A 22,460-nucleotide genomic window follows, 5' to 3' on the forward strand; every position below is an offset into this window, starting at 1 on the left:
ACCGGCACGGGTCGAGGGCCCGGCCCTCGCCCATCCCCCTACTGCTCGCCCAGGGTGACGTCCACCGTCTTCCGGTGCCCGTCCCGCAGGAACGTCACCGTCGTCCGCTGTCCGGGCTTGTCACCGGCGAGCGCCTCCGCGAGGGACGTCACGGTGGTGATGCGCGTGTCTCCCAGTTCGGTGATGATGTCGTCGGCCCGGATGCCCGCCCTGTCGGCCGCGCCTCCGCTCTTGACGTCGACCACCGAGACCCCGGCCGGCTGGTACGCGTCGTTCACCACCGTGCGGGCCGAGATGTTCAGGGCCGCCCGCCCCGAGTCGGTGACGTGCCCGGTCCTGATGATCTGGTCGGCGACCGTCTTCACCAGGGACGCCGGGATCGCGAACCCGATCCCGGGCGCCGCACCGCCCCCGAGCTCCGGGTCGACCGCGGCGAGCGTGGGGATGCCGATGACCCGGCTGCCGAGGTCGACCAGCGCGCCCCCGCTGTTGCCCGGGTTGATCGCCGCCGAGGTCTGCACCATGTTCCCGATGGTGGCGCCCGTACCCCCGTCGCCGCCCTCGCTGACGGTCCGTCCGGTCGCCGACACGATCCCCTGCGTCACGCTCGACGACAGCCCGAGCGGGGAACCCATGGCGAGCACGATCTGCCCCACCTCGACCTTGGCCGAGTCCCCGAAGGCGGCCGCCTTCAGCCCGCGCGGCACCTTGTCCAGCCGGATCACGGCGAGGTCCTGCTCCGGGTACGAGGAGACGAGCCGGGCGGTCAGGGGCTGCTCGCTGTTGGCGGTGGTCACCTGGAACGCCCGGTTGTGCCCGATCACATGCGCGTTGGTGACGATGTGTCCCCGGCCGTCGTAGACCACGCCGGACCCGAGGGCGTTGCCCGTCCGGATCTGCACGACGGACGGCAGGACGTCCTTGATGACCCGCTGGTACTCGCTCTGCAGGTCGTCCGCCGCGAGGGCCCGGACGGTGGTTTTCGTGTTTGCCGTGTCCTCCTTGCCGGCCGAGGACCCGGAACCGGGGGTGCAGCCGCCGAGCAGGACCAGACAGCAGACGAGGAGCGGGGCGCACAGCCGGTGCGGGACCCGGGTACGGGAAGCGTCCATGCCCCGAGTCTCACCAAGGGCCGGCGGCCCTGCCCCCGGTGCTCACCCGAACGGGACCCGGCGCGGTCTCAGCCCCGCACTCCGCACAGGTGCAGCAACGCCGCGACCCCTCGGTACGGATCGGTCCTGCCGGCCCGCTCCTCCACCGCCAGCAGCGTCTCGGCGTCGGCGGGAACCGCCGCGTCGTCCGCCGCCGTGTCGGTGAAGACCCGCACCCCGTACCAGGCGTGCAGCGGTGCGCCGATCCCCGCCAGCGTCGCGGTCAACGCCTCCAGCCGGTCCGCGCGCACCTCCAGGCCGAGGCGGTTGGTGTAGGACACGGTGCCGAACGCGGCCAGCGCGCCCGCCCAGTCACCGGACAGGCCCGGCCGCATCGCCAGCGCGTCCCCGTTCCGCACCAGCAGGGAGAGCAGCCCACCGGGGGCCAGCATGCGGGCGAGCCCCGCCAGCAGGGCGTCCGGCTCCTCCACGTACATCAGCACGCCGTGGCAGAGCACCACGTCGAAGCTGCCCGGCAGGAAGTGCACACCCGTGTCCCGGCCGTCGCCCTCGATGATCCGCATCCGCTCCCGGATGCCCTCCGGCTCACCGGCGAGGGCCTCGCGGGCGACGGCGATCATCTTCTCGTCCCGCTCGAGCCCGGTCACCTGGTGCCCCGCCCGCGCCAGGCGCAGGGCCTGCGTCCCCTGACCCATGCCCACGTCGAGCACCCGCAGCCGCTGCCCGACCGGGAACCGCCCGGCTATCTGCTCGTCCAGCTGCCGGGCCACCAGCTCCTGCCGTACGACATCACGCAGACCACCGAGCCTGCTCAGCCAGGCGTCCGCCGCACCCCCGGAGAAAGCCGTCGTGCTCAGGGCCGCTCTCCGCGCTTGACCTGCGGCTTCGGCAGCCGGAGCCGACGCATCTGCAGGGAGCGCATCAGTGCGTAGGCGACCGCGCCGCGCTTGTTCTGGTCGGGGAAGCGCTCGCTGAGCCGCTTGCGCAGCCGGAACGCGGAGATGATCGAGTCGATCACGATCGCCACGATCACCACGAGCCACAGCAGCAGCGCGATCGACTGCAGGGCACCCACACGGACCACGCTCAACACGAGGATGACCACGGCCATCGGCAGGAAGAACTCCGCCACGTTGAGCCGGGAGTCGACGTGGTCGCGGGCGAACTTGCGGACCGGGCCCTTGTCCCGCGCCGGCAGATACCGCTCGTCCCCGCTCGCCAGCGCCTGGCGCTGCCTCTCCAACGCGGCACGGCGCTCCTCGCGCTGCCGCTTGGCGGCGTCCTTGCGCGTCATCGACGTGTTGGCGACGCTGCGCCGCTGGGACTGGGCCTCACTGCGCTTCGGCGTGGGCCTGCCCTTCGGGGCCTGCGGGTCACGGGGCTGCTTGGAGACGGTCAGCGGCGCCTTGTCGGCGACCGGGGCCTTCTCTTCCTTGGCACGGCTACGGAACACGAAACCCAAGGGTACGGGGTCACCCGGCATGGACCCCAGCCCCGTGGGGAACGATCCGGCAACGCCGCTCGTCTCCAGGGGACGGAGCGGTCGTGGAAGGAGGACCGCCGACGTTCTTCCGGAGAGTGGCTGAGGGAATCCCGGCGTCTCCCCGTACGTAACCCCGGGGGACACCTACTCCCTACGCCGGAGCGGAACCGCACGCAGTCGTCCTCGGGGATGACCGCATCCGCTCCCGAACAGTGCGGTAATGGATGCAGGGCCCGTACTGTGGGTTCTGTCGCAGAGCTGTGAGCCGGACTCGGTCAGAAGGGGGCGCGCGAAGCCCATGAGCGGTGTCATGAAGCGTATGGGGATGATCTTCCGCGCGAAGGCGAACAAGGCCCTTGACCGGGCCGAGGACCCGCGCGAGACCCTCGATTACTCGTACCAGAAGCAGCTGGAGCTGCTGCAGAAGGTGCGCCGCGGCGTGGCCGACGTGGCCACATCCCGTAAGCGCCTGGAGCTCCAGCTCAACCAGCTGCAGCAGCAGTCCTCGAAGCTGGAGGACCAGGGCCGCAAGGCCCTCGCGCTCGGCCGCGAGGACCTGGCCCGTGAGGCGCTGTCCCGGCGCGCGGCGCTCCAGCAGCAGGTGACGGACCTGGAGACCCAGCACCAGACACTGCAGGGCGAGGAGGAGAAGCTGACGCTGGCGGCCCAGCGGCTGCAGGCGAAGGTGGACGCCTTCCGCACCAAGAAGGAGACCATCAAGGCGACCTACACCGCGGCCCAGGCGCAGACCCGGATCGGCGAGGCCTTCTCCGGCATCTCCGAGGAGATGGGCGACGTCGGCCTGGCGATCCAGCGCGCCGAGGACAAGACGGCCCAGCTCCAGGCCCGCGCCGGCGCGATCGACGAGCTGCTGGCCTCCGGTGCCCTCGACGACCCCTCCGGCATGGCCAAGGACGACATCCAGGCCGAGCTGGACCGGCTCTCCGGCGGTACGGACGTGGAGCTGGAGCTGCAGCGCATGAAGGCGGAACTGGCCGGTGGCTCGTCCGACCAGCGGCAGGCGCTCGAGGGCGGCACCGGGCAGGGCCAGAACCAGTCCCACCCGCAGGACACCCCGCGCTTCGACAAGCAGTGAGCCGGTCTCGCGCCTCGAGGAGGGCGACATGATCGTACGGATCATGGGTGAGGGGCAGGTACGCCTGGACGACGCCCACGTCACCGAGCTGAACAAGCTGGACGACGAGCTGCTCGCGGAGATGGAGCACGGCGACGAGACCGGCTTCCGCCGCACCCTGACGGCGCTGCTGGAGGAGGTCCGCCGCCTGGGCGCTCCGCTTCCGGACGACTCCCTGGAACCGTCGGAGCTGATCCTGCCGTCGCCGGACGCGAGTCTGGAGGAGGTCAGGGAGATGCTGAGCGGAGACGGCTTGATTCCCGGCTGAGCAGGGTGCAGCGCAGCTGCGGGCAGTCGTGCCTCCCCCACAGCCTGGACGGCCTTCGGGTACCCCCAGGGGCGGCGCGGGTGGTGGGCGGGGCCCGCGGCGGCTGCGGTTCCGCCCGCCGAGGGCGCCCCGTACCGTGAACCCGTGAGCACCCTAGAGCGCACCCGGTGCCGGATCCGCGCCCATCCCCTCGCCCTCGACGCGGCCCTGGCCTTCGGCGCGCTGGTCTGCATGGTGGCGACGTCCTTCGCCGCCCCCCACGGCGGAGGCGCCACCTGGGGCGCCCGCACCCCCGACGCCCTCAGCCTCGTCCTCATGGTGCTCGGCGCCGCAGCGCTCGTCCTCCGCAGACGCCACCCCATGGCCGTCCTCGCCGTCACCGGCGCCCTCTCCCTCGTGGAGCTGATCACCGCCGACCCGCGCGCCCCCGTCGCCATGTCCGCCGTCGTCGCCCTCTACACCGTCGCCTCCACCACCGACCGCCCCACCACCTGGCGCGTCGGCCTGCTGACCATGACCGTGCTCACCGCCGCCGCCATGCTCTCCGGCCCCCTGCCGTGGTACGCCCAGGAGAACCTCGGCCTCTTCGCCTGGACCGGCATGGCCGCGGCCGCCGGCGACGCCGTGCGCAGCCGCCGCGCCTTCGTGCAGGCCATCAAGGAGCGCGCCGAGCGTGCGGAGCGCACCCGCGAGGAGGAGGCCCGTCGCCGCGTCGCCGAGGAGCGGCTGCGCATCGCCCGTGACCTGCACGACGTCGTCGCCCACCACATCGCCCTGGTCAACGTGCAGGCCGGAGTCGCCGCCCACGTCATGGACAAGCGGCCCGACCAGGCCAAGGAAGCCCTCGCCCACGTCCGTGAGGCCAGCCGCTCCGCACTCAACGAACTCCGCGCCACCGTCGGCCTGCTCCGCCAGTCCGGCGACCCGGAGGCCCCCACCGAACCCGCACCCGGCCTGGCCCGCCTCGACGAGCTCGCCGACACCTTCCGCAGCGCCGGCCTCCCTGTCGAGGTCGCCCGCGCCGACGACGGCACGGCCCTGCCCGCCGCCGTGGACCTGGCGGCGTACCGCGTCATCCAGGAGGCCCTCACCAACGTGCGCAAGCACGCGGGGCCCACGGCGAAGGCCGAGGTCAGCGTCGTCCGCGTCGGCCCGGACGTGGAAATCACGGTCCTCGACGACGGCCCGGGCGAGGACCCCCCACCCGACGACGACGGCCACGGCGGCCATGGCCTGCTCGGCATGCGGGAGCGCGTCACCGCCATCGGCGGCTCCCTCACCACCGGCCCCCGCTACGGGGGCGGCTTCCGGGTCCATGCGATCCTGCCGGTCGAGAACCACACGACGACCGCAGCCGGGGAGACCGTGTGACCGCCGCCCAGCAAGCGCCCGCGACCATCCGCGTCCTGCTCGCCGACGACCAGGCGCTGCTCCGCAGCGCCTTTCGCGTGCTCGTCGACTCCGAGCCGGACATGGAGGTGGTGGGCGAGGCGTCCGACGGCGCCGAGGCGGTACGGCTGGCCAAGGAGCGGGGCGCCGACGTCGTCCTCATGGACATCCGCATGCCCGGCACGGACGGCCTCGCCGCCACCCGCCTGATCAGCGCCGATCCTGCTCTCGCCCACGTCCGGGTGGTCATACTCACGACCTTCGAGGTCGACGACTACGTCGTGCAGTCGCTGCGCGCCGGCGCGTCCGGCTTCCTCGGCAAGGGTTCCGAGCCCGAGGAGCTGCTGAACGCCATCCGTGTCGCGCACGGCGGCGAGGCACTGCTGTCGCCCGCCGCCACCAAGGGGCTCATCGCCCGGTTCCTCGCCCAGGGCGACGACGACGGCCGCGACCCGGCCCACTCCGACCGCCTCGGCACCCTCACCGGCCGCGAGCGCGAGGTCCTCGTCCAGGTCGCCGGCGGCCACTCCAACGACGAGATCGCCGAGCGCCTCGCGGTCAGCCCACTGACGGTGAAGACACACGTCAACCGTGCCATGGCAAAGCTGGGCGCCCGCGACCGGGCACAACTGGTGGTCATGGCCTATGAGTCGGGGCTGGTGCGCCCGAGGACGGAGTGACGTGACCCGGCGCCCGGTTGCACCGAGCAGGGCGGCTTCTTGATGTACACCCCCGCTCCGATACGGCCGGTTCACGAAAACCTGGCCTCGCCACGCCTGGGCAACGACCGACGGCTGCGACCCGGCCCACTCCGATCGGCTCGGCGCCCTCACCGGCCGCGAGCGCGAAAGGAGGCAGGCCGCGTCGCGCACACGCGTACGACGCGGAACACGGATCATGGCGGGTGCTGCGCCGATGGGGTGGGCGCCCGCGGAGGTGCGGTGCCCACCCCGTCGGCGACAGGGGAGAGGCTTACGGCAGCGCCAGCATCCGCTCCAGCGCCAGCTTCGCGAACGCCTCCGTCTCCTTGTCCACCTCGATGCGGTTGACCAGGTTCCCCTCGGCCAGGGACTCCAGGGCCCACACCAGGTGCGGCAGGTCGATGCGGTTCATCGTGGAGCAGAAGCACACCGTACGGTCGAGGAAGACGATCTCCTTGCCCTCCGGCGCGAAACGGTTCGCCAGGCGGCGGACCAGGTTCAGCTCGGTGCCGATGGCCCACTTCGAGCCCGCCGGGGCCGCCTCGAGCGTCTTGATGATGTACTCGGTCGAACCGACGTAGTCCGCGGCCGTCACGACCTCGTGCCTGCACTCGGGGTGCACCAGCACGTTCACGCCCGGGATCCGCTCCCGCACGTCGTTCACCGAGTCCAGGTTGAAGCGTCCGTGCACCGAGCAGTGGCCCCGCCAGAGGATCATCTTCGCGGTGCGCAGCTGCTCGGCGGTCAGGCCGCCGTTCGGCTTGTGCGGGTTGTAGACGACGCAGTCGTCCAGGGACATGCCCATGTCCCGCACCGCCGTGTTGCGGCCCAGGTGCTGGTCCGGCAGGAACAGGACCTTCTCGCCCTGCTGGAACGCCCACTCCAGCGCCCGCTTCGCGTTCGACGACGTGCAGATCGTGCCGCCGTGCTTGCCCGTGAACGCCTTGATGTCCGCGGACGAGTTCATGTACGACACCGGGACGACCTGCTCGGCGATTCCCGCCTCGGTCAGCACGTCCCAGCACTCGGCGACCTGCTCGGCCGTCGCCATGTCGGCCATGGAGCAGCCGGCCGCGAGGTCGGGCAGGACCACCTTCTGGTCGTCGGACGTGAGGATGTCCGCCGACTCCGCCATGAAGTGCACACCGCAGAAGACGATGTACTCGGCCTCCGGCCGCGCCGCGGCGTCCCGGGCCAGCTTGAAGGAGTCGCCCGTGACGTCCGCGAACTGGATGACCTCGTCGCGCTGGTAGTGGTGCCCGAGGACGAACACCTTGTCGCCCAGCTTCTCCTTGGCCGCGCGGGCGCGCTCGACCAGGTCCGGGTCGGACGGCGAGGGGAGATCGCCGGGACACTCGACGCCCCGTTCGCTCTTCGGGTCGGCCTCACGGCCGAGCAGCAGCAGGGCGAGGGGCGTCGGCTGTACGTCGAGCTCCTGGGTCTGGGCGGTGGTCACGACACGCACCCTTTCTGTTCTGCGGCTCGCCGGCCCTTCGGGCGGGCCGGCGGGACATGCGGGACAAGCCTTTTCGTCGAATTGACGCTATCTATCATAACCGCTTCATGTCACTTTGACGATGGCGATAGCGTCTATGTGACGTGAATCCCGATCGGCGCCCGGCCGGCCCATCGCCGGCCCATGGCCGTCCCTCCACAGGCCGGTAGGCGTGTTCCGCGGCGTGTGCGAGCATGAAGGGGAAGCGAGACGCGAGAAGCAGCGCGCCAGGCCCGGAATGAATCCGCGGCCGGGCCGGTTGCACTCGTCGGCAAGCAGTCTCCGTACAACCCGGGAGAGATGTAGATGTCCGTACAGGACGAGACCACCACCGTCGCCGACGGCATCATCCTGACCGACGCCGCCGCGGCCAAGGTCAAGGCCCTGCTCGACCAGGAAGGCCGTGACGACCTGGCGCTGCGCGTCGCGGTTCAGCCCGGCGGCTGCTCCGGCCTGCGCTACCAGCTCTTCTTCGACGAGCGCTCGCTCGACGGCGACGTGGAGAAGGACTTCGGCGGGGTCAAGGTCGTCACCGACCGCATGAGCGCCCCGTACCTGGGCGGCGCGACCATCGACTTCGTCGACACCATCGAGAAGCAGGGCTTCACCATCGACAACCCGAACGCGACGGGCTCCTGCGCCTGCGGCGACTCCTTCAGCTGAGCAGCGCACACCGGTAGGCGTGTGAAGGCGGCGTCCCCCACCTGGGGCGCCGCCTTCGTCCGTTCGTGGAGCCGGTCCACTACCGTGCGAGCGGGGGCCCCGCCCCGTCGGCGGGTACCGTCCCCTTCGGGATCGGCGTGCCGTCCGAGCCGACCACTTCGCGGTCGCCCAGCGGTGCGTCGAGGTGCAGCGTCTCGTGGTAGACCTTGGCGATCATGATGCAGACCTTGCCCCGCCAGGGCGTCTCGGTCACCCTCACCGTCACCTTGTCGGAGCCCTCGCTCACGGACGCCGCGTAGTCGGCGCACACCCCGCCCTCGTAGGCGATGGTCAGGTTCCGGCCGTCGGCGGTGTAGGCCATCACCTTCACGTCGTGTTGCGTGGGTGCCGGGGACGGCGTCCCACCCGGCGCGCTCGTGCCCGGCGCCGACGTGCCGCTCGGCTGCCCCGGCGGCTGCGGGATGGTCAGGTACTGCGGGTCGATCGCCGGGTACGTCACCGTGAAGCCGTCCCCGGCCCCCGTCGGCCGTACCTCGAACAGCCATGACGGCACCAGCGCCGCCCGGCCGCTCACCGAGTGACGGGCCAGCCCGAACACCGCGCCCCGCACCGTCGCCGACGCCCGCTTCGGTGCCGCGGTGGACGCCCCGCACGGCTGCTCGTCGCGGTCCTTGACCGGTACCGGACTGGCGCAGCCGCCGACGCCCTTGCGGCCGTACGAGGGCGCGCCGTTCATCAGCTCCAGGGTCCGCTTCGCGTCGAGCACGGGATACGTCGCACCCTTGACCGGCGCCTTGAGGTTGCCGCTGCCGCCGACCACCCGGCCGTCCGCGGCCACCTGGATGCCGGTCGACCAGCCGTACGTGGGCAGCCCGCCCACCTGAGGATCGGCGTTCAGCACCCGCAGGGAGCCCAGGACCTGGTGCGCGTCGAGCTTGGCGTCGTCCTCGCCGAGTGCCTTCAGCACCGGAGCGGCGGCCCGCTTCGCCACGGCCTCGCTGACCGGGGAGGAGGAGCCCCGGGCCGAGCCCTGCGCGGAGGCGCACACCCCGGTGCCCTGGCACAGGTTGTCGGACCCGGGCCCGTACCGGCTGAACGTCCAGCCCCCCGGCGCCTGCCCGGCCACCCGCAGCAGCGGCTGCGCGCCGTCCTTGCCGCCGCCCACCGTCCACGAGTCACCGACCCGCTGCGGCGTGCCGCTCACGTCCAGCGCCTCGGCGAGCCGGGCCACCTCGTCCCGCGTCACCTCGCCCTCGGCCCGGTACACGGGTGCCGACCCGGGGCCGCCGGGGAGCTCGCCCGCCGCGCGGTACGTCGTGCCGTACGGGTCCGGCTCACCCACCGTGATGCCCGGCGTGCCGCCCTCGCCGGAGCCGTCGAGGGCCAGCGGCGGGGGAGCGCCGTCACCGCCCGGTGCGGTGGAGCCGCCCGCCCCGCCGGACAGGGTCGTGGCCAGATACGCCCCGCCGCCGCCGACCAACAGCACCGCGGCCGCGACCGAGGCGATCACCACCGGGGAACGCCGTCGCGGCACGGCGTCGCTCCCACCCTCGGGGACGTCCGCCGTCTCGCTCGCGTCGTCGGGTCGCTCGGTGTTCACCGCATCGCTCCTTCGGCTCCACGCTGTCCCAGGAGACCCCGCCGTGCCGGAAAAGGGCACGAGGGGTCGTATCCCGCCTCCCTCTTACGGGGGACGGCGATGGGACGCAGCGGGGGAGCGCACGGTTCCCTCAGGGGTGCGCCTGTCGGCCGGCGGCCGGGATCAGTCCCCGTAGTCGGACATCGCGTCCAGGAGGCGGGCGGAGGCGGGCGGCACGCTGACCCCGTGGATCAGGGACGGTGGGACCGGCACGGAAGCGGACTTCGCGGGTGCGGCCCAGTGCGGGACCATACGGGCGCAGTCGCCGCGCAGCGACGCCAGGTCTCCTTCCGCTTCCGTGCCGAGCGGGGCGCTGCCGAGGACCTCGAGCTTCGTCATGACGGCACCGTAGGCAGTCCCGAGCCCACCAGGAAAGATCTACTATCGGGTAGCTCTGCCTGCTTCAGGGGGCCCGGTGGACCGGGTAGCGTGAACTGTCCATCCCCTGCGCCCCAGGAGCGTGTCCCAGCCGTGCGTATCGCAGTCACCGGCTCCATCGCCACCGACCACCTCATGACCTTCCCCGGCCGCTTCGCGGACCAGTTCGTCGCGGACCAGCTGCACACGGTCTCCCTCTCCTTCCTGGTCGACCGCCTCGACGTACGCCGTGGCGGGGTGGGCGCGAACATCGCCTTCGGTATGGGGCAGCTCGGCACCAAGCCGATCCTGGTCGGCGCGGCCGGCTCCGACTTCGACGAGTACCGGGCATGGCTGGACCGACACGGAGTGGACACGGAATCCGTGCGGATCTCGGAGACCCAGCACACGGCCCGCTTCGTCTGCACCACCGACGCGGACCACAACCAGATCGGCTCCTTCTACACCGGCGCGATGAGCGAGGCCCGGCTCATCGAGCTCAAGACGGTCGCCGACCGGGTGGGCGGCCTCGACCTGGTCCTCATCGGCGCCGACGACCCGGAGGCGATGCTCCGCCACACGGAGGAGTGCCGCTCCCGCTCGATCCCGTTCGCCGCGGACTTCTCGCAGCAGATCGCCCGCATGGACGGCGACGAGATCCGGATACTGCTGGACGGCGCGACCTACCTCTTCTCCAACGAGTACGAGAAGGGGCTCATCGAGACCAAGACGGGCTGGTCGGACGCCGAGATCCTGGGCCGGGTGGGCCACCGGGTGACCACGCTCGGCTCCCGCGGTGTGCGCATCGAGCGCGTCGGTGAGGACCCGATCGAGGTGGGCGTGCCCGAGGAGACGGCCAAGGTCGACCCGACGGGTGTCGGCGACGCCTTCCGGGCCGGGTTCCTCTCGGGGCTGGTGTGGGGGGTCTCGCTGGAGCGGGCGGCGCAGGTGGGCTGCATGCTCGCGACCCTGGTCATCGAGACGACGGGCACGCAGGAGTACCAGCTGCGGCGGGCGCACTTCATGGACCGGTTCACCAAGGCGTACGGGGACGAGGCCGCCACGGAGGTCCAGGAACACCTGGCCTGACGCCGGCCACGCACAGGCCCTAGGAGAGCCGGCGGACCACGTACGCCGCCCCCCGTTCCGCCGGCTCCTCTCCCACGTACTGCTGCCCCCGCATCTCGCACCACGCCGGGATGTCCAGGCGTGCCGCCTCGTCGTCCGCCAGGACCCGGACCGTGCCGCCGACCGGGACGTCCCCGAAGACCTTCGCCAGCTCGATCACCGGGACCGGGCAGCGCTTGCCGAGGGCGTCGACGACCAGGGCGTCCTCCCGCCCGGCGGTCCGCGGGGACGGAGCCCCCAGCTTCTCCCGGACGCCCGCCACCGCCTCCGGCAGCACCGCGAGGAACCGTTCGACGTCCTGCGCCGGTGTCCCCGGCGGCAGCGACACCCGGACGTTGCCCTCGCTCAGCACCCCCATCGCCTTCAGCACATGGCTCGGCGTCAGCGTGCTGCTCGTACAGGACGAACCGGACGAGACGGAGAAGTCCGCACGGTCCAGCTCGTGCAGCAGCGTCTCCCCGTCGACATAGAGACAGGAGAAGGTGACGATCCCGGGCAGCCGGCGCACCGGGTCGCCCACCACCTCCACATCGGGGACCAGCTCCGGCACCCGCGCCCGGATCCGCTCCGTCAGCTCCCGCAGCCGGGGGGCCTCCTCGGCCGCCTCCGCCCGCACCGCCCGCAGCGAGGCCGCCGCCGCCACGATCGCGGGGATGTTCTCGAACCCGGCCGCCCGCCCCGACTCCCGCTCGTCCGAGGGGCCCTGGGGCGAGAACCGCACCCCCTTGCGCACCGCGAGAAGCCCGACACCCGACGGTCCACCCCATTTGTGCGCACTGGCCGTCAGCACCGACCAGTCGCCCTCCACCGGGCCCCAGCCCAGCGACTGCGCCGCGTCCACCAGCAGCGGCACCCCGGCCGCCCGGCACACCTCGGCCACCTCGGCCACCGGCTGCACCGTGCCCACCTCGTGGTTGGCCGACTGCAGGCAGGCCAGCGCGGTGTCCGGACGCAATGCCTCCGCGTACCCCTCGGGGGTGACGGCGCCCGCGCGCGAGACCGGCACCTCGGTCACCGTCCCGCCCGACGCCTCGAACACCTCCGCCGAATGAAGCACCGAGGAGTGTTCGACCGCTGACACGATCAGGTGGCGTCCGACCCGGCGACGCCCCGCCAGCACCCCCTCGACCCCCGCGTGCACCGCCCGCGTCCCGGAGGAGGTGAAGACCAGCTCGTCCGGCCGGCAGCCCACCGCCTCGGCGGCCGTCTCCCGCGCCGCGTCCAGCAGCAACCGAGCCCGCCGCCCCTCGCGGTACAGCCGTGCGGGATCGGCCCACCCCTCATCGAGCGAGGCCAGCAGAGCCTGCCGGGCAACGGGATGAAGGGGAGCACCGGAAGCAGCATCGAAGTAACCCACACAGCAACGCTAGAACGCCGGGCAAGTGCAACGGACCTCAAGGGGCGCGGGGCTGCGTCGATGTGCGGCTCCGCCGCGATGTGGGTCCCTGTTCGAGCGAAGTCGAGAACTTGGGGGAGCGATCAACCCAAAACGACCCGCACCCGCCACACAAGCCGTACCCCCGAGCTATTGGGCGCCCCATTTGCCCCACTCCACCCCTTCGGGGCGACCCGGCGGCGCGTACGGCACCCTCCCCGCAAGCCGCCGGAAGGCGTCCAGTAGGGTTTGGTCCGCATAAACATCCAAACCCCTGCCCGACGCAGGGCGGCGACCGACCAGCGAGAAGGCCGCAGCCAACCGCGCGGGCGAGACTCTCGGGAAGGCGCTACGTGAGTCCCAACGGCTCCGACCGCTCGCCGCGGCGCCCGATGCGGCGGAAGCTGCTGCAGGCACTGACCGCGGGCCTGGTCCTGGCGACCGCAACCGGTTGCACATACAAGGACTTCCCCCGCCTTGGTATGCCCACCCCGACCACGGAAGAGGCTCCGAGGATCCTCTCCCTGTGGCAGGGGTCCTGGGCGGCCGCGCTCGCCGTCGGCGTGCTGGTGTGGGGCTTGATCCTGTGGAGCGCGATGTTCCACCGTCGCAGCCGCACCAAGGTCGAGGTTCCCCAGCAGACCCGGTACAACATGCCCATCGAGGCGCTGTACACGGTGGTCCCGCTCATCATCGTCTCGGTGCTCTTCTACTTCACCGCCCGCGACGAGTCGAAGCTCCTCAGCCTCTCCAAGAAGCCCGACGTCACCATCAACGTCATCGGCTACCAGTGGAGCTGGGGCTTCAACTACGTCACCCCCGTTCCCGGGGTGACGGGCGACGCGAAGACCGACAAGAACCTGGCCGCGATTCCGGACCGGTTCAAGAACGACTTCCCGGCGAACGCCGGCGGTGTCTACGACTTCGGCACGCCCGCCACGCGCAACCCGCAGACGGGCAACCCCGGTCCCACCCTGTGGCTCCCCAAGGGCAAGACCGTCCGCTTCATCCTCACCTCGCGTGACGTCATCCACTCCTTCTGGGTGCTGCCGTTCCTGATGAAGCAGGACGTCATCCCGGGCCACACCAACGCCTTCGAGGTGACCCCCAACGCGGAGGGCACCTTCCGCGGCAAGTGCGCCGAGCTCTGCGGCGTCGACCACTCCCGGATGCTGTTCAACGTCAAGGTGGTCTCGCCGGCGGCGTACGAGCAGCACCTCAAGGACCTCGCGAAGAAGGGGCAGACCGGTTACATTCCCGCCGGCATCGCGCAGACGAGCCACGAGAAGAACCGGGAGACGAACAACCTGTGAGCATCCTCAACGAACCCCAGGGTGCCGCGGCAGCAGAGTCGTACGAGAACGAGCTGCCGGTACGGCGCAGGCGACCCGGTAACGTCGTCGTCAAGTGGCTGACGACCACCGACCACAAGACGATCGGCACGCTGTACCTGTCGACGTCCTTCGCGTTCTTCCTGATCGGCGGCGTGATGGCGCTGCTCATGCGCGCCGAGCTGGCCCGTCCGGGCCTGCAGATCATGTCGAACGAGCAGTTCAACCAGGCGTTCACGATGCACGGCACGATCATGCTGCTGATGTTCGCGACGCCGCTGTTCGCCGGCTTCGCGAACTGGATCATGCCGCTGCAGATCGGCGCGCCCGACGTCGCGTTCCCGCGGCTGAACATGTTCGCCTACTGGCTCTACCTGTTCGGCTCGCTCATCGCGGTCGGTGGCTTCCTCACCCCGCAGGGCGCGGCCGACTTCGGCTGGTTCGCCTACAGCCCGCTGTCGGACGCGGTCCGCTCGCCGGGCGTCGGCGCCGACATGTGGATCATGGGCCTGGCCTTCTCCGGCTTCGGCACGATCCTCGGCTCGGTCAACTTCATCACCACGATCATCTGCATGCGCGCCCCCGGCATGACGATGTTCCGCATGCCGATCTTCGTGTGGAACGTGCTGCTGACCGGTGTGCTCGTGCTGCTGGCCTTCCCGGTCCTGGCGGCCGCGCTGTTCGCCCTGGAGGCGGACCGCAAGTTCGGCGCCCACGTCTTCGACGCGGCCAACGGCGGCGCGTTGCTGTGGCAACACCTCTTCTGGTTCTTCGGCCATCCAGAGGTGTACATCATCGCGCTACCGTTCTTCGGCATCATCTCCGAGGTCATCCCGGTCTTCAGCCGTAAGCCGATGTTCGGCTACATGGGCCTCATCGGCGCCACCATCGCCATCGCCGGTCTCTCCGTGACGGTGTGGGCGCACCACATGTACGTCACCGGTGGCGTACTGCTTCCGTTCTTCTCCTTCATGACGTTCCTCATCGCCGTCCCGACCGGCGTGAAGTTCTTCAACTGGATCGGAACGATGTGGAAGGGCTCGTTGTCCTTCGAGACGCCGATGCTCTGGGCGACCGGCTTCCTGATCACCTTCACGTTCGGTGGTCTGACCGGCGTCATCCTGGCCTCGCCGCCGATGGACTTCCACATCTCGGACTCGTACTTCGTGGTGGCGCACTTCCACTACGTGGTCTTCGGCACCGTCGTCTTCGCGATGTTCTCCGGCTTCCACTTCTGGTGGCCGAAGTTCACCGGCAAGATGCTCGACGAGCGCCTCGGCAAGATCACCTTCTGGACGCTGTTCATCGGCTTCCACGGCACCTTCCTGGTGCAGCACTGGCTGGGCGCCGAGGGCATGCCGCGTCGTTACGCGGACTACCTCGCCGCCGACGGCTTCACCGCCCTGAACACGATCTCGACGATCTCCTCCTTCCTGCTCGGCCTGTCGATCCTGCCGTTCCTCTACAACGTGTGGAAGACGGCCAAGTACGGCAAGCCGGTCGGCGTCGACGACCCGTGGGGCTACGGCCGTTCGCTGGAGTGGGCGACCTCCTGCCCGCCGCCGCGGCACAACTTCCTCACGCTGCCGCGGATCCGCTCCGAATCGCCCGCCTTCGACCTGCACCACCCGGAGATCGCCGCGCTCGAGCAGCTCGAGTACGCGGGTGCCGGCAGCAAGGGCGTCGCTGGTGGCAAGGAGGCCGGCAAGTGAAGATCCAGGGCAAGATGTTCCTGTGGCTGTCCGTCTTCATCCTCGCGGTGGCCATCATCTACGGCCTGTGGTCGAAGGAGCCGGCCGGCACCACCGCGCTCTTCCTGGCCTTCGGCCTGAGCGTGATGATCGGCTACTACCTGGCCTTCACGGCCCGGCGGGTCGACGCGGGAGCGCAGGACAACAAGGAGGCCGACGTCGCCGACGACGCCGGTGAGATCGGCTTCTTCAGCCCGCACAGCTGGCAGCCGCTCGCCCTTGGCGTCGGTGGCGCGCTCGCCTTCCTGGCGATCGCGATCGGCTGGTGGCTGCTGTACTTCTCGGCCCCGCTGATCCTGGTGGGCCTGTGGGGCTGGGTCTTCGAGTACTACCGCGGTGAGAACCGCACCCAGTGACACGCACAGCCGTACGGGAGCCCGGACACACCACCTGGAGTGTCCGGGCTCCCTCTTTTGCCGCGTATTTCGTCCCCCACACGGATTGCCCGGCGCGCCATGCTTGACCGACGTTCCTAGCGTGAGGGCATGAGCCACTCAGCGTTCTTGAGGACCGGCACCGTCGTCGGCTGCCCCCTGCTGGTGATCGCCCTCGGTGCGGGCCTCGTCGCCTGCGGGGCGGACGGGGACCCGGCGGCGAAGCCGTACGACGCGGCGGACGACATCGCCTTCAACGCCCCGGTCGGCGACGGCAAGCGGGTCGACCCGGACAAACCACTGGAGATCACCGCCTCGGGTTCGGACGCGCGGATCACGGACGTCACCGCCACCGACTCCCGAGGACGTTACGTCGCCGGTGAGCTCTCCGCCGACGGCAGCCGCTGGCACAGCACCTCACCGCTGGCCGCGGGCACCCACTACACGGTGCAGGTCAGCACGGAGGACGAGGACGGCAACCCGGGCCGCAAGACCCTGGAGTTCGACACCGGCACCCCGAAGTCCAAGAAGGTCCTGAACGTCACCCTCGGCCCGGACTCCGGGACCTACGGCGTCGGCCAGCCGGTCACGGCCACCCTCAGCGAACCCGTCAAGGACAGGGCGCAGCGGGCCATCGTCGAGCGCGCCCTCAGGGTGGAGTCGGTGCCCGCCGTGCAGGGCTCCTGGTACTGGGTGGACGACAAGACGCTGCACTACCGCCCCAAGGACTACTGGCCCGTCCACGCCACCATCACGGCCTACAGCAACCTGGCCGGGGTGAAGGTCGCCGAGAACCTCTGGGGCGGCGACACCAAACCTGTGAAGCTCACCACGGGGGACAGCGTCATCGCCCTCACGGACGCCGCCGCACACCGGCTGACGGTCTACAAGAACGGCCAGGTGATCAAGCAGATCCCCGTCACCACGGGCAAGCCCGGCTACGAGACCCGCAACGGCGTCAAGGTGATCCTGAACAAGAGCTACGTCGTACGCATGCGCGGAAGCACCATCGGTATCTCGGCGGGCTCCAGCGACTCCTACGACCTGAACGTCTACTGGGCGGCCCGGGTCACCTGGAGCGGCGAGTACGTGCACGCCGCGCCCTGGTCCGTGGGCTCCCAGGGGTACGCCAACGTCAGCCACGGCTGCACGGGGATGAGCACCGCGTACGCCCAGTGGTTCTACAACGCGGTCCGCCAGGGCGACATCGTCCAGGTCGTCAATTCCAACGGCAAGCAGATGGAACCGTTCGGCAACGGCTTCGGCGACTGGAACCTGGACTGGAAGAAGTGGCAGAAGGGGAGTGCCCTGAGCCCCGACACGCCGAACCCCGCCCTGACGGCACGACTGAGCCCGGAGAGCGTCTGAGGCGCCCTGGCAGGGGCGGGCACCTCTCAGGCGCTCAAAAGGGCCCTACGCCGCAACAGCGCAGCCAGAGCGGAGGAGAACTCCACCGGCTCCACCGGCAGCGCCACCGCCGCGTCCGCGCGACTCCAGGTCGCCAGCCACGCATCCTGGGGCCGGGCGATCAGCACCAGCACCGGCGGGCAGTTGAAGATCTCGTCCTTGATCTGCCGGCACACGCCCATCCCGCCCATGGGGGCCGCCTCGCCGTCCAGCACGCACGCGTCGATGCCGCCCTTGTCCAGCTCCCTGAGCACGGCCCCCGGCGTGGCGCACTCCACGAACTCCACCTCGGGCACGTCCGGAGCCGGCCGGCGCCCGGTCGCGAGCCGCACCTGGGCGCGGGTGTTGGAGTCGTCGCTGTAGACCAGCACCGTGGCGGTCGGCTGCATGCTTCCCTCCGGGACGTCGTCGTCGTACGGAACGGACCATCGGTGCGGATGCTACCCCCTGGAACACCGGGCCAACACCGGCGCGCACCCGCCTTCGGTGCGCCATCCGGGCACTACAGACGGTACGGACACTCCGAACGGCACCCCCCGGAGTGAGGGCGAGATAAGCGACCGACATAATGTCGGTCGTGGCGACAGCAACGACAGTAGAAACCGGGCACGCGCACCCGTCGGTCAACCGGCCGAACCTCACCAGCGTCGGAACCATCATCTGGCTGAGTTCCGAGCTGATGTTCTTCGCGGCCCTCTTCGCGATGTACTTCACCCTGCGATCGGTGACCGGGCCGGCTCACTGGAAGGAGATGGCGAGCCATCTCAACTTCCCGTTCTCGGCGACGAACACCACGATCCTGGTGCTTTCCTCCCTGACCTGCCAGCTCGGCGTGTTCGCCGCCGAGCGCGGGGACGTGAAGAAGCTCCGGGGCTGGTTCATCGTCACCTTCATCATGGGTGCGATCTTCGTCGGCGGGCAGATCTTCGAGTACACCGAGCTGGTCAAGAAGGACGGCCTCTCGCTGTCCTCGGACCCGTACGGCTCGGTGTTCTACCTGACCACCGGCTTCCACGGACTGCACGTGACGGGTGGTCTCATCGCCTTCCTGCTGGTCCTCGGCCGCACCTACGCGGCGAAGAGGTTCACCCATGAGCAGGCGACCGCCGCCATCGTCGTGTCCTACTACTGGCACTTCGTCGATGTCGTCTGGATCGGCCTCTTCGCCACGATCTACATGATCCGGTAGTCGGCCGCCGCGCGGCGGACGGTCCCCCGGTGGGGGAGGCCGATCGCCCCCGACGACCCGATCCACTCCCAGAAGCATCGACGCAGAAGATCCTGACACCGGGGTAATCCGTGAAAAAGCTCTCCGCACGACGACGCCATCCGCTGGCGGCTGTCGTCGTCCTACTCCTCGCGCTGGCGGCCACCGGGGGGCTGTACGCAGCGTTCGCGCCCGCGACCAAGGCGCAGGCCGATACGACCGCCCAGTCCCTCGCCATCGACGAGGGCAAGAAGCTCTACCAGGTGGGCTGCGCCAGCTGCCACGGCACCAACGGTCAGGGCAGCTCCGACGGTCCCAGCCTGGTGGGCGTGGGCGCGGCGGCCGTCGACTTCCAGGTCGGCACCGGTCGTATGCCCGCCGCCACCTCGCAGGGCGCCCAGGTGCCGCGGAAGAAGCCGATCTACAACCAGACCCAGATCGACCAGCTCGCGGCGTACATCTCCTCCCTCGGCGCCGGCCCGGCGATCCCGACGAAGAACGACTACAGCCCGGAAGGCGCCGACATCGCCAAGGGCGGTGAGCTCTTCCGTACGAACTGCGCCCAGTGCCACAACTTCACCGGTGAGGGCGGCGCGCTGACGCACGGCAAGTTCGCCCCGAGCCTCGAGGGTGTCGCCCCGAAGCACATCTACGAGGCCATGCTGACGGGCCCGCAGAACATGCCGTCGTTCCCGGACACCACGCTGTCGCAGCAGAACAAGAAGGACATCATCGCGTACCTGAACGCGGTCAACGGTGACCAGACCGAGAACCCCGGCGGTCTCAAGCTGGGCGGCCTCGGTCCGGTCTCCGAGGGCCTGTTCGCCTGGATCTTCGGCCTCGGCGCGCTGATCGTCGTCGCCGTCTGGGTCGCCGCTCGGACCGCAAAGGCCAAGAAGTCATGAGTAGCCACGACATTCCAGAAGAGAACCTGCCCGCTGAGCAGGACACCGAGTCCGGTGCGGTAGCCGTCGCGGACGAGGAGAACCCGTTCGCCGACCCGGGCCTGCCGCCCCACGAGCACCGCATCCAGGACATCGACGAGCGGGCCGCCAAGCGCTCCGAGCGCACGGTCGCCCTGCTGTTCACCGTGTCGATGCTGGCCACCATCGGCTTCATCGCCTCGTACGTCTCGATCCCGAACGACAGGTCGATCTACGTCTTCCCGATCGGGCACATCAGCGCGATGAACTTCGCGCTGGGCCTGACGCTCGGCGTGGCGCTGTTCACGATCGGCGCGGGTGCGGTCCACTGGGCCCGCACCCTGATGTCCGACGTGGAGATCGCCGACGAGCGCCACCCGGTCGAGGCGTCGCCCGAGGTCAAGGCCAAGGTCATGGACGACTTCCGGCAGGGCGCCAAGGAATCGGTGATCGGCCGCCGCAAGCTCATCCGCACCACGATGCTCGGCGCGCTGGCCATGTTCCCGCTCTCCGGCCTCTTCCTGCTGCGGGACCTCGGCTCGCTGCCCGGGACGAAGCTGCGCCACACGATGTGGTCCAAGGGCAAGCTCATCGTCAACATGAACACGAACCAGCCGATGCGTCCCTCGGACGTCCAGGTCGGTTCGCTCACCTTCGCTAAGCCCGAGGGCCTGGAGGAGACCGACGAGAACTTCCAGGTGGAGATCGCCAAGGCCGCCCTGATGCTCGTCCGGCTGCAGCCGGAGAACATCAAGGACAAGAAGGAACTCGAGTGGTCCCACGAGGGCATCGTGGCCTACTCGAAGATCTGCACCCACGTGGGTTGCCCGATCTCCCTGTACGAGCAGCAGACGCACCACGTCCTCTGCCCGTGCCACCAGTCCACCTTCGACCTCTCCGACGGTGCCCGGGTCATCTTCGGCCCGGCCGGTCACGCCCTGCCGCAGCTGCGCATCGGCGTCAACGCGGACGGTTACCTCGAAGCGCTCGGCGACTTCGAGGAGCCCGTCGGTCCTGCTTTCTGGGAGCGCGGATGAGCACTACAACGAGCAACGGGTCCGCAGCACGCGGACGGGCACCGGCCGGCGAGCGCGTCGCCGACTGGGCCGACGGACGCCTGGGCATCTACACCCTGGCCAAGTCCAACATGCGGAAGATCTTCCCCGACCACTGGTCGTTCATGTTGGGCGAGGTCTGCCTCTACAGCTTCCTCATCATCATCCTCACGGGTGTCTACCTGACCCTGTTCTTCCACCCGTCGATGAACGAGGTGGTGTACCACGGCAGTTACGTGCCGCTGCAGGGTCAGCTGATGAGCGAGGCGTTCAACTCGACGCTGCACATCAGCTTCGACGTCCGCGGTGGTCTGCTGGTCCGGCAGATCCACCACTGGGCGGCGCTGGTCTTCCTCGCCGGCATGTTCGTGCACATGATGCGCGTGTTCTTCACCGGCGCGTTCCGCAAGCCGCGTGAGATCAACTGGCTGTTCGGCTTCCTGCTGTTCGTCCTCGGCATGTTCACCGGTTTCACCGGTTACTCGCTCCCGGACGACCTGCTCTCCGGCACCGGTGTCCGCTTCATGGAGGGTGCGATCCTGTCCGTGCCGATCGTCGGCACGTACCTGTCGTTCTTCCTCTTCGGCGGCCAGTTCCCCGGCGGCGACTTCGTGGCCCGGTTCTACTCGATCCACATCCTGCTGCTGCCGGGCATCATGCTCGGCCTGGTGGTGGGTCACCTGATCCTGGTCATCTACCACAAGCACACGCAGTTCGCGGGCCCCGGCAAGACGAACAACAACGTCGTCGGCATGCCGCTGCTGCCGGTGTACATGGCCAAGGCCGGCGGCTTCTTCTTCCTGGTCTTCGGTGTCATCGCGGCCATCGCGGCGATCGCCACCATCAACCCGATCTGGGCCATCGGGCCCTACCGTCCGGACCAGGTGTCCACGGGCGCCCAGCCCGACTGGTACATGGGCCAGGCCGAGGGCCTCATCCGCGCCATGCCCGGCTGGGAGATCAACTTCGCGGGCCACACGCTCGTCCTGGGTGTGTTCGTCCCGCTGGTGCTCTTCCCGCTGACCCTCGCCGCCATCGCGGTCTACCCGTTCATCGAGTCCTGGGTCACCGGCGACAAGCGCGAGCACCACATCCTGGACCGTCCGCGCAACGCCCCGACGCGCACCGCCTTCGGTGCCGCCTGGATCTCGTGGTACTTCGTGATGCTGCTGGGCGGTGGCAACGACATCTGGGCCACGCACTTCCACCTGTCGATCAACGCGATCACCTGGTTCGTCCGCATCGCGTTCTTCGTGGTGCCGGTCATCGTGTTCATCGTGACCAAGCGGATCTGCCTCGGCCTGCAGCGCCGGGACCGCGACAAGGTGCTGCACGGCCGCGAGTCGGGCATCATCAAGCGGCTGCCGCACGGTGAGTTCATCGAGGTCCACGAGCCGCTCAGCCAGGAGCAGCTGCACACGCTCACGGCGCACGAGCAGTACCAGCCGCTCGAACTCGGCCCGACGGTCGACGAGAACGGCGTCGAGCGCAAGATCAAGGGCTCGCAGAAGCTCCGCGCCAAGCTGAGCAACGCCTACTACGGGGAGAACAACCAGATCCCCAAGCCCACGGTCGAGGAGTACAAGGAGATCACGAGCGGCCACGGCCACCACTGATCGCTGCACGCCACGCCACGGTCGAAGGGCCCCGTCCGATCTCCGGACGGG

Annotated in this window: 22 protein-coding genes; 14 read left to right on the top strand and 8 right to left on the bottom strand. The window is 69.9% G+C overall.

Annotation, left to right across the window (positions count from 1 at the left end; translation table 11 throughout):
- Window positions 1–38: 38 nt before the first annotated feature.
- From ACFYZJ_RS04085 to ACFYZJ_RS04095, 3 genes are all read right to left on the bottom strand, one after another.
- Window positions 39–1,112, bottom strand: a complete 1,074-nt coding sequence (locus tag ACFYZJ_RS04085; protein ID WP_388562591.1) for a S1C family serine protease — start codon at window positions 1,110–1,112, stop codon at window positions 39–41.
- 68 nt (window positions 1,113–1,180) lie between these two features.
- Complete coding sequence (locus ACFYZJ_RS04090; RefSeq protein ID WP_388562593.1) at window positions 1,181–1,882, bottom strand: class I SAM-dependent methyltransferase; 702 nt, start codon at window positions 1,880–1,882, stop codon at window positions 1,181–1,183.
- An 83-nt stretch (window positions 1,883–1,965) separates the two neighbouring features.
- Entirely contained in the window at window positions 1,966–2,595 is a 630-nt protein-coding gene (locus ACFYZJ_RS04095; RefSeq protein ID WP_388562595.1) for a DUF3043 domain-containing protein, read from the bottom strand.
- A gap of 298 nt (window positions 2,596–2,893) precedes the next feature.
- On the opposite strand from ACFYZJ_RS04095, the gene ACFYZJ_RS04100 reads away from it, so the two are divergent.
- From ACFYZJ_RS04100 to ACFYZJ_RS04115, 4 genes are all read left to right on the top strand, one after another.
- Window positions 2,894–3,691 carry a PspA/IM30 family protein gene (locus ACFYZJ_RS04100; RefSeq protein WP_388562597.1) on the top strand — a complete coding sequence of 266 codons (798 nt, stop codon included), beginning with the start codon at window positions 2,894–2,896 and terminating at the stop codon, window positions 3,689–3,691.
- 28 nt (window positions 3,692–3,719) lie between these two features.
- Window positions 3,720–3,998 carry a hypothetical protein gene (locus ACFYZJ_RS04105; protein WP_388562599.1) on the top strand — a complete coding sequence of 93 codons (279 nt, stop codon included), beginning with the start codon at window positions 3,720–3,722 and terminating at the stop codon, window positions 3,996–3,998.
- Between the two features lie 144 nt (window positions 3,999–4,142).
- Window positions 4,143–5,369: a sensor histidine kinase gene (locus tag ACFYZJ_RS04110; protein ID WP_388562601.1), complete on the top strand. Its 1,227-nt coding sequence runs from the start codon at window positions 4,143–4,145 to the stop codon at window positions 5,367–5,369.
- Window positions 5,366–6,067, top strand: a complete 702-nt coding sequence (locus ACFYZJ_RS04115; protein WP_388562603.1) for a response regulator — start codon at window positions 5,366–5,368, stop codon at window positions 6,065–6,067. The genes ACFYZJ_RS04110 and ACFYZJ_RS04115 overlap by 4 nt, the downstream gene beginning before the upstream one ends.
- A gap of 292 nt (window positions 6,068–6,359) precedes the next feature.
- Here the strand turns inward: ACFYZJ_RS04115 and nadA are convergent, their stop codons facing one another.
- Window positions 6,360–7,544, bottom strand: coding sequence for a quinolinate synthase NadA (nadA, locus tag ACFYZJ_RS04120; protein ID WP_388562605.1), 1,185 nt, complete (start codon window positions 7,542–7,544; stop codon window positions 6,360–6,362).
- Between the two features lie 345 nt (window positions 7,545–7,889).
- Here nadA and ACFYZJ_RS04125 point away from each other — a divergent pair, with 345 nt between their 5' ends.
- The gene (locus ACFYZJ_RS04125; RefSeq protein WP_310775920.1) at window positions 7,890–8,246 is read left to right on the top strand and encodes an iron-sulfur cluster assembly accessory protein; all 357 of its coding nucleotides are present in this window, start codon (window positions 7,890–7,892) and stop codon (window positions 8,244–8,246) included.
- Between the two features lie 79 nt (window positions 8,247–8,325).
- Here ACFYZJ_RS04125 and ACFYZJ_RS04130 read toward each other — a convergent pair whose 3' ends face one another.
- Window positions 8,326–9,846: a hypothetical protein gene (locus ACFYZJ_RS04130; protein ID WP_388562608.1), complete on the bottom strand. Its 1,521-nt coding sequence runs from the start codon at window positions 9,844–9,846 to the stop codon at window positions 8,326–8,328.
- A 162-nt stretch (window positions 9,847–10,008) separates the two neighbouring features.
- Window positions 10,009–10,224, bottom strand: a complete 216-nt coding sequence (locus ACFYZJ_RS04135) for a hypothetical protein (RefSeq protein ID WP_388562610.1) — start codon at window positions 10,222–10,224, stop codon at window positions 10,009–10,011.
- Between the two features lie 132 nt (window positions 10,225–10,356).
- Between ACFYZJ_RS04135 and ACFYZJ_RS04140 the strand changes: the two genes are divergently transcribed.
- A complete protein-coding gene (locus tag ACFYZJ_RS04140; protein ID WP_388562612.1) occupies window positions 10,357–11,331 on the top strand; it encodes a carbohydrate kinase family protein in 975 nt (324 codons plus the stop codon).
- Between the two features lie 19 nt (window positions 11,332–11,350).
- Here ACFYZJ_RS04140 and ACFYZJ_RS04145 read toward each other — a convergent pair whose 3' ends face one another.
- Window positions 11,351–12,727 (bottom strand): cysteine desulfurase/sulfurtransferase TusA family protein, encoded by a 1,377-nt coding sequence (locus ACFYZJ_RS04145; protein WP_388562614.1) that lies wholly within the window; start codon window positions 12,725–12,727, stop codon window positions 11,351–11,353.
- 371 nt (window positions 12,728–13,098) lie between these two features.
- Between ACFYZJ_RS04145 and coxB the strand changes: the two genes are divergently transcribed.
- The 4 genes from coxB to ACFYZJ_RS04165 all read left to right on the top strand — a co-directional run bounded on the left by coxB (window position 13,099) and on the right by ACFYZJ_RS04165 (window position 17,569).
- Entirely contained in the window at window positions 13,099–14,058 is a 960-nt protein-coding gene (gene coxB, locus ACFYZJ_RS04150; protein WP_388562616.1) for a cytochrome c oxidase subunit II, read from the top strand.
- A complete protein-coding gene (gene ctaD, locus ACFYZJ_RS04155; protein ID WP_388562618.1) occupies window positions 14,055–15,788 on the top strand; it encodes a cytochrome c oxidase subunit I in 1,734 nt (577 codons plus the stop codon). Before coxB ends, ctaD begins: the two co-directional genes overlap by 4 nt.
- Window positions 15,785–16,183 (top strand): cytochrome c oxidase subunit 4, encoded by a 399-nt coding sequence (locus tag ACFYZJ_RS04160; protein WP_388562620.1) that lies wholly within the window; start codon window positions 15,785–15,787, stop codon window positions 16,181–16,183. The genes ctaD and ACFYZJ_RS04160 overlap by 4 nt, the downstream gene beginning before the upstream one ends.
- Before the next feature lie 129 nt (window positions 16,184–16,312).
- On the top strand, window positions 16,313–17,569 hold the full coding sequence (locus ACFYZJ_RS04165; RefSeq protein ID WP_388562622.1) for an Ig-like domain-containing protein: 1,257 nt from the start codon (window positions 16,313–16,315) through the stop codon (window positions 17,567–17,569).
- Between the two features lie 26 nt (window positions 17,570–17,595).
- Here ACFYZJ_RS04165 and ACFYZJ_RS04170 read toward each other — a convergent pair whose 3' ends face one another.
- Window positions 17,596–17,997, bottom strand: a complete 402-nt coding sequence (locus ACFYZJ_RS04170; protein WP_388562624.1) for a hypothetical protein — start codon at window positions 17,995–17,997, stop codon at window positions 17,596–17,598.
- A gap of 179 nt (window positions 17,998–18,176) precedes the next feature.
- Between ACFYZJ_RS04170 and ACFYZJ_RS04175 the strand changes: the two genes are divergently transcribed.
- The 4 genes from ACFYZJ_RS04175 (at window position 18,177) to ACFYZJ_RS04190 (ending at window position 22,409) form a co-directional block, all read left to right on the top strand.
- Window positions 18,177–18,797 carry a heme-copper oxidase subunit III gene (locus tag ACFYZJ_RS04175; RefSeq protein ID WP_388562626.1) on the top strand — a complete coding sequence of 207 codons (621 nt, stop codon included), beginning with the start codon at window positions 18,177–18,179 and terminating at the stop codon, window positions 18,795–18,797.
- Between the two features lie 110 nt (window positions 18,798–18,907).
- Window positions 18,908–19,720, top strand: coding sequence for a c-type cytochrome (locus ACFYZJ_RS04180; protein ID WP_388562628.1), 813 nt, complete (start codon window positions 18,908–18,910; stop codon window positions 19,718–19,720).
- The gene (locus tag ACFYZJ_RS04185; RefSeq protein WP_388562630.1) at window positions 19,717–20,775 is read left to right on the top strand and encodes a Rieske 2Fe-2S domain-containing protein; all 1,059 of its coding nucleotides are present in this window, start codon (window positions 19,717–19,719) and stop codon (window positions 20,773–20,775) included. The genes ACFYZJ_RS04180 and ACFYZJ_RS04185 overlap by 4 nt, the downstream gene beginning before the upstream one ends.
- Window positions 20,772–22,409, top strand: a complete 1,638-nt coding sequence (locus tag ACFYZJ_RS04190; RefSeq protein WP_388562632.1) for a cytochrome bc complex cytochrome b subunit — start codon at window positions 20,772–20,774, stop codon at window positions 22,407–22,409. The genes ACFYZJ_RS04185 and ACFYZJ_RS04190 overlap by 4 nt, the downstream gene beginning before the upstream one ends.
- Window positions 22,410–22,460: the final 51 nt, after the last annotated feature.

The sequence above is a fragment of the Streptomyces sp. NPDC001848 genome (assembly GCF_042891915.1).
Taxonomy (GTDB): Bacteria; Actinomycetota; Actinomycetes; order Streptomycetales; family Streptomycetaceae; genus Streptomyces.

Coding starts and splice junctions, on each gene's coding strand:
- ACFYZJ_RS04085 (WP_388562591.1), bottom strand. CDS start 1,112: ATGGACGCTTCCCGTACCCGGGTCCCGCACCGGCTGTGCGCCCCGCTC.
- ACFYZJ_RS04095 (WP_388562595.1), bottom strand. CDS start 2,595: ATGCCGGGTGACCCCGTACCCTTGGGTTTCGTGTTCCGTAGCCGTGCC.
- ACFYZJ_RS04100 (WP_388562597.1), top strand. CDS start 2,894: ATGAGCGGTGTCATGAAGCGTATGGGGATGATCTTCCGCGCGAAGGCG.
- ACFYZJ_RS04105 (WP_388562599.1), top strand. CDS start 3,720: ATGATCGTACGGATCATGGGTGAGGGGCAGGTACGCCTGGACGACGCC.
- ACFYZJ_RS04125 (WP_310775920.1), top strand. CDS start 7,890: ATGTCCGTACAGGACGAGACCACCACCGTCGCCGACGGCATCATCCTG.
- ACFYZJ_RS04135 (WP_388562610.1), bottom strand. CDS start 10,224: ATGACGAAGCTCGAGGTCCTCGGCAGCGCCCCGCTCGGCACGGAAGCG.
- ACFYZJ_RS04165 (WP_388562622.1), top strand. CDS start 16,313: ATGAGCCACTCAGCGTTCTTGAGGACCGGCACCGTCGTCGGCTGCCCC.
- ACFYZJ_RS04170 (WP_388562624.1), bottom strand. CDS start 17,997: ATGCAGCCGACCGCCACGGTGCTGGTCTACAGCGACGACTCCAACACC.
- ACFYZJ_RS04175 (WP_388562626.1), top strand. CDS start 18,177: ATGTCGGTCGTGGCGACAGCAACGACAGTAGAAACCGGGCACGCGCAC.
- ACFYZJ_RS04185 (WP_388562630.1), top strand. CDS start 19,717: ATGAGTAGCCACGACATTCCAGAAGAGAACCTGCCCGCTGAGCAGGAC.
- ACFYZJ_RS04190 (WP_388562632.1), top strand. CDS start 20,772: ATGAGCACTACAACGAGCAACGGGTCCGCAGCACGCGGACGGGCACCG.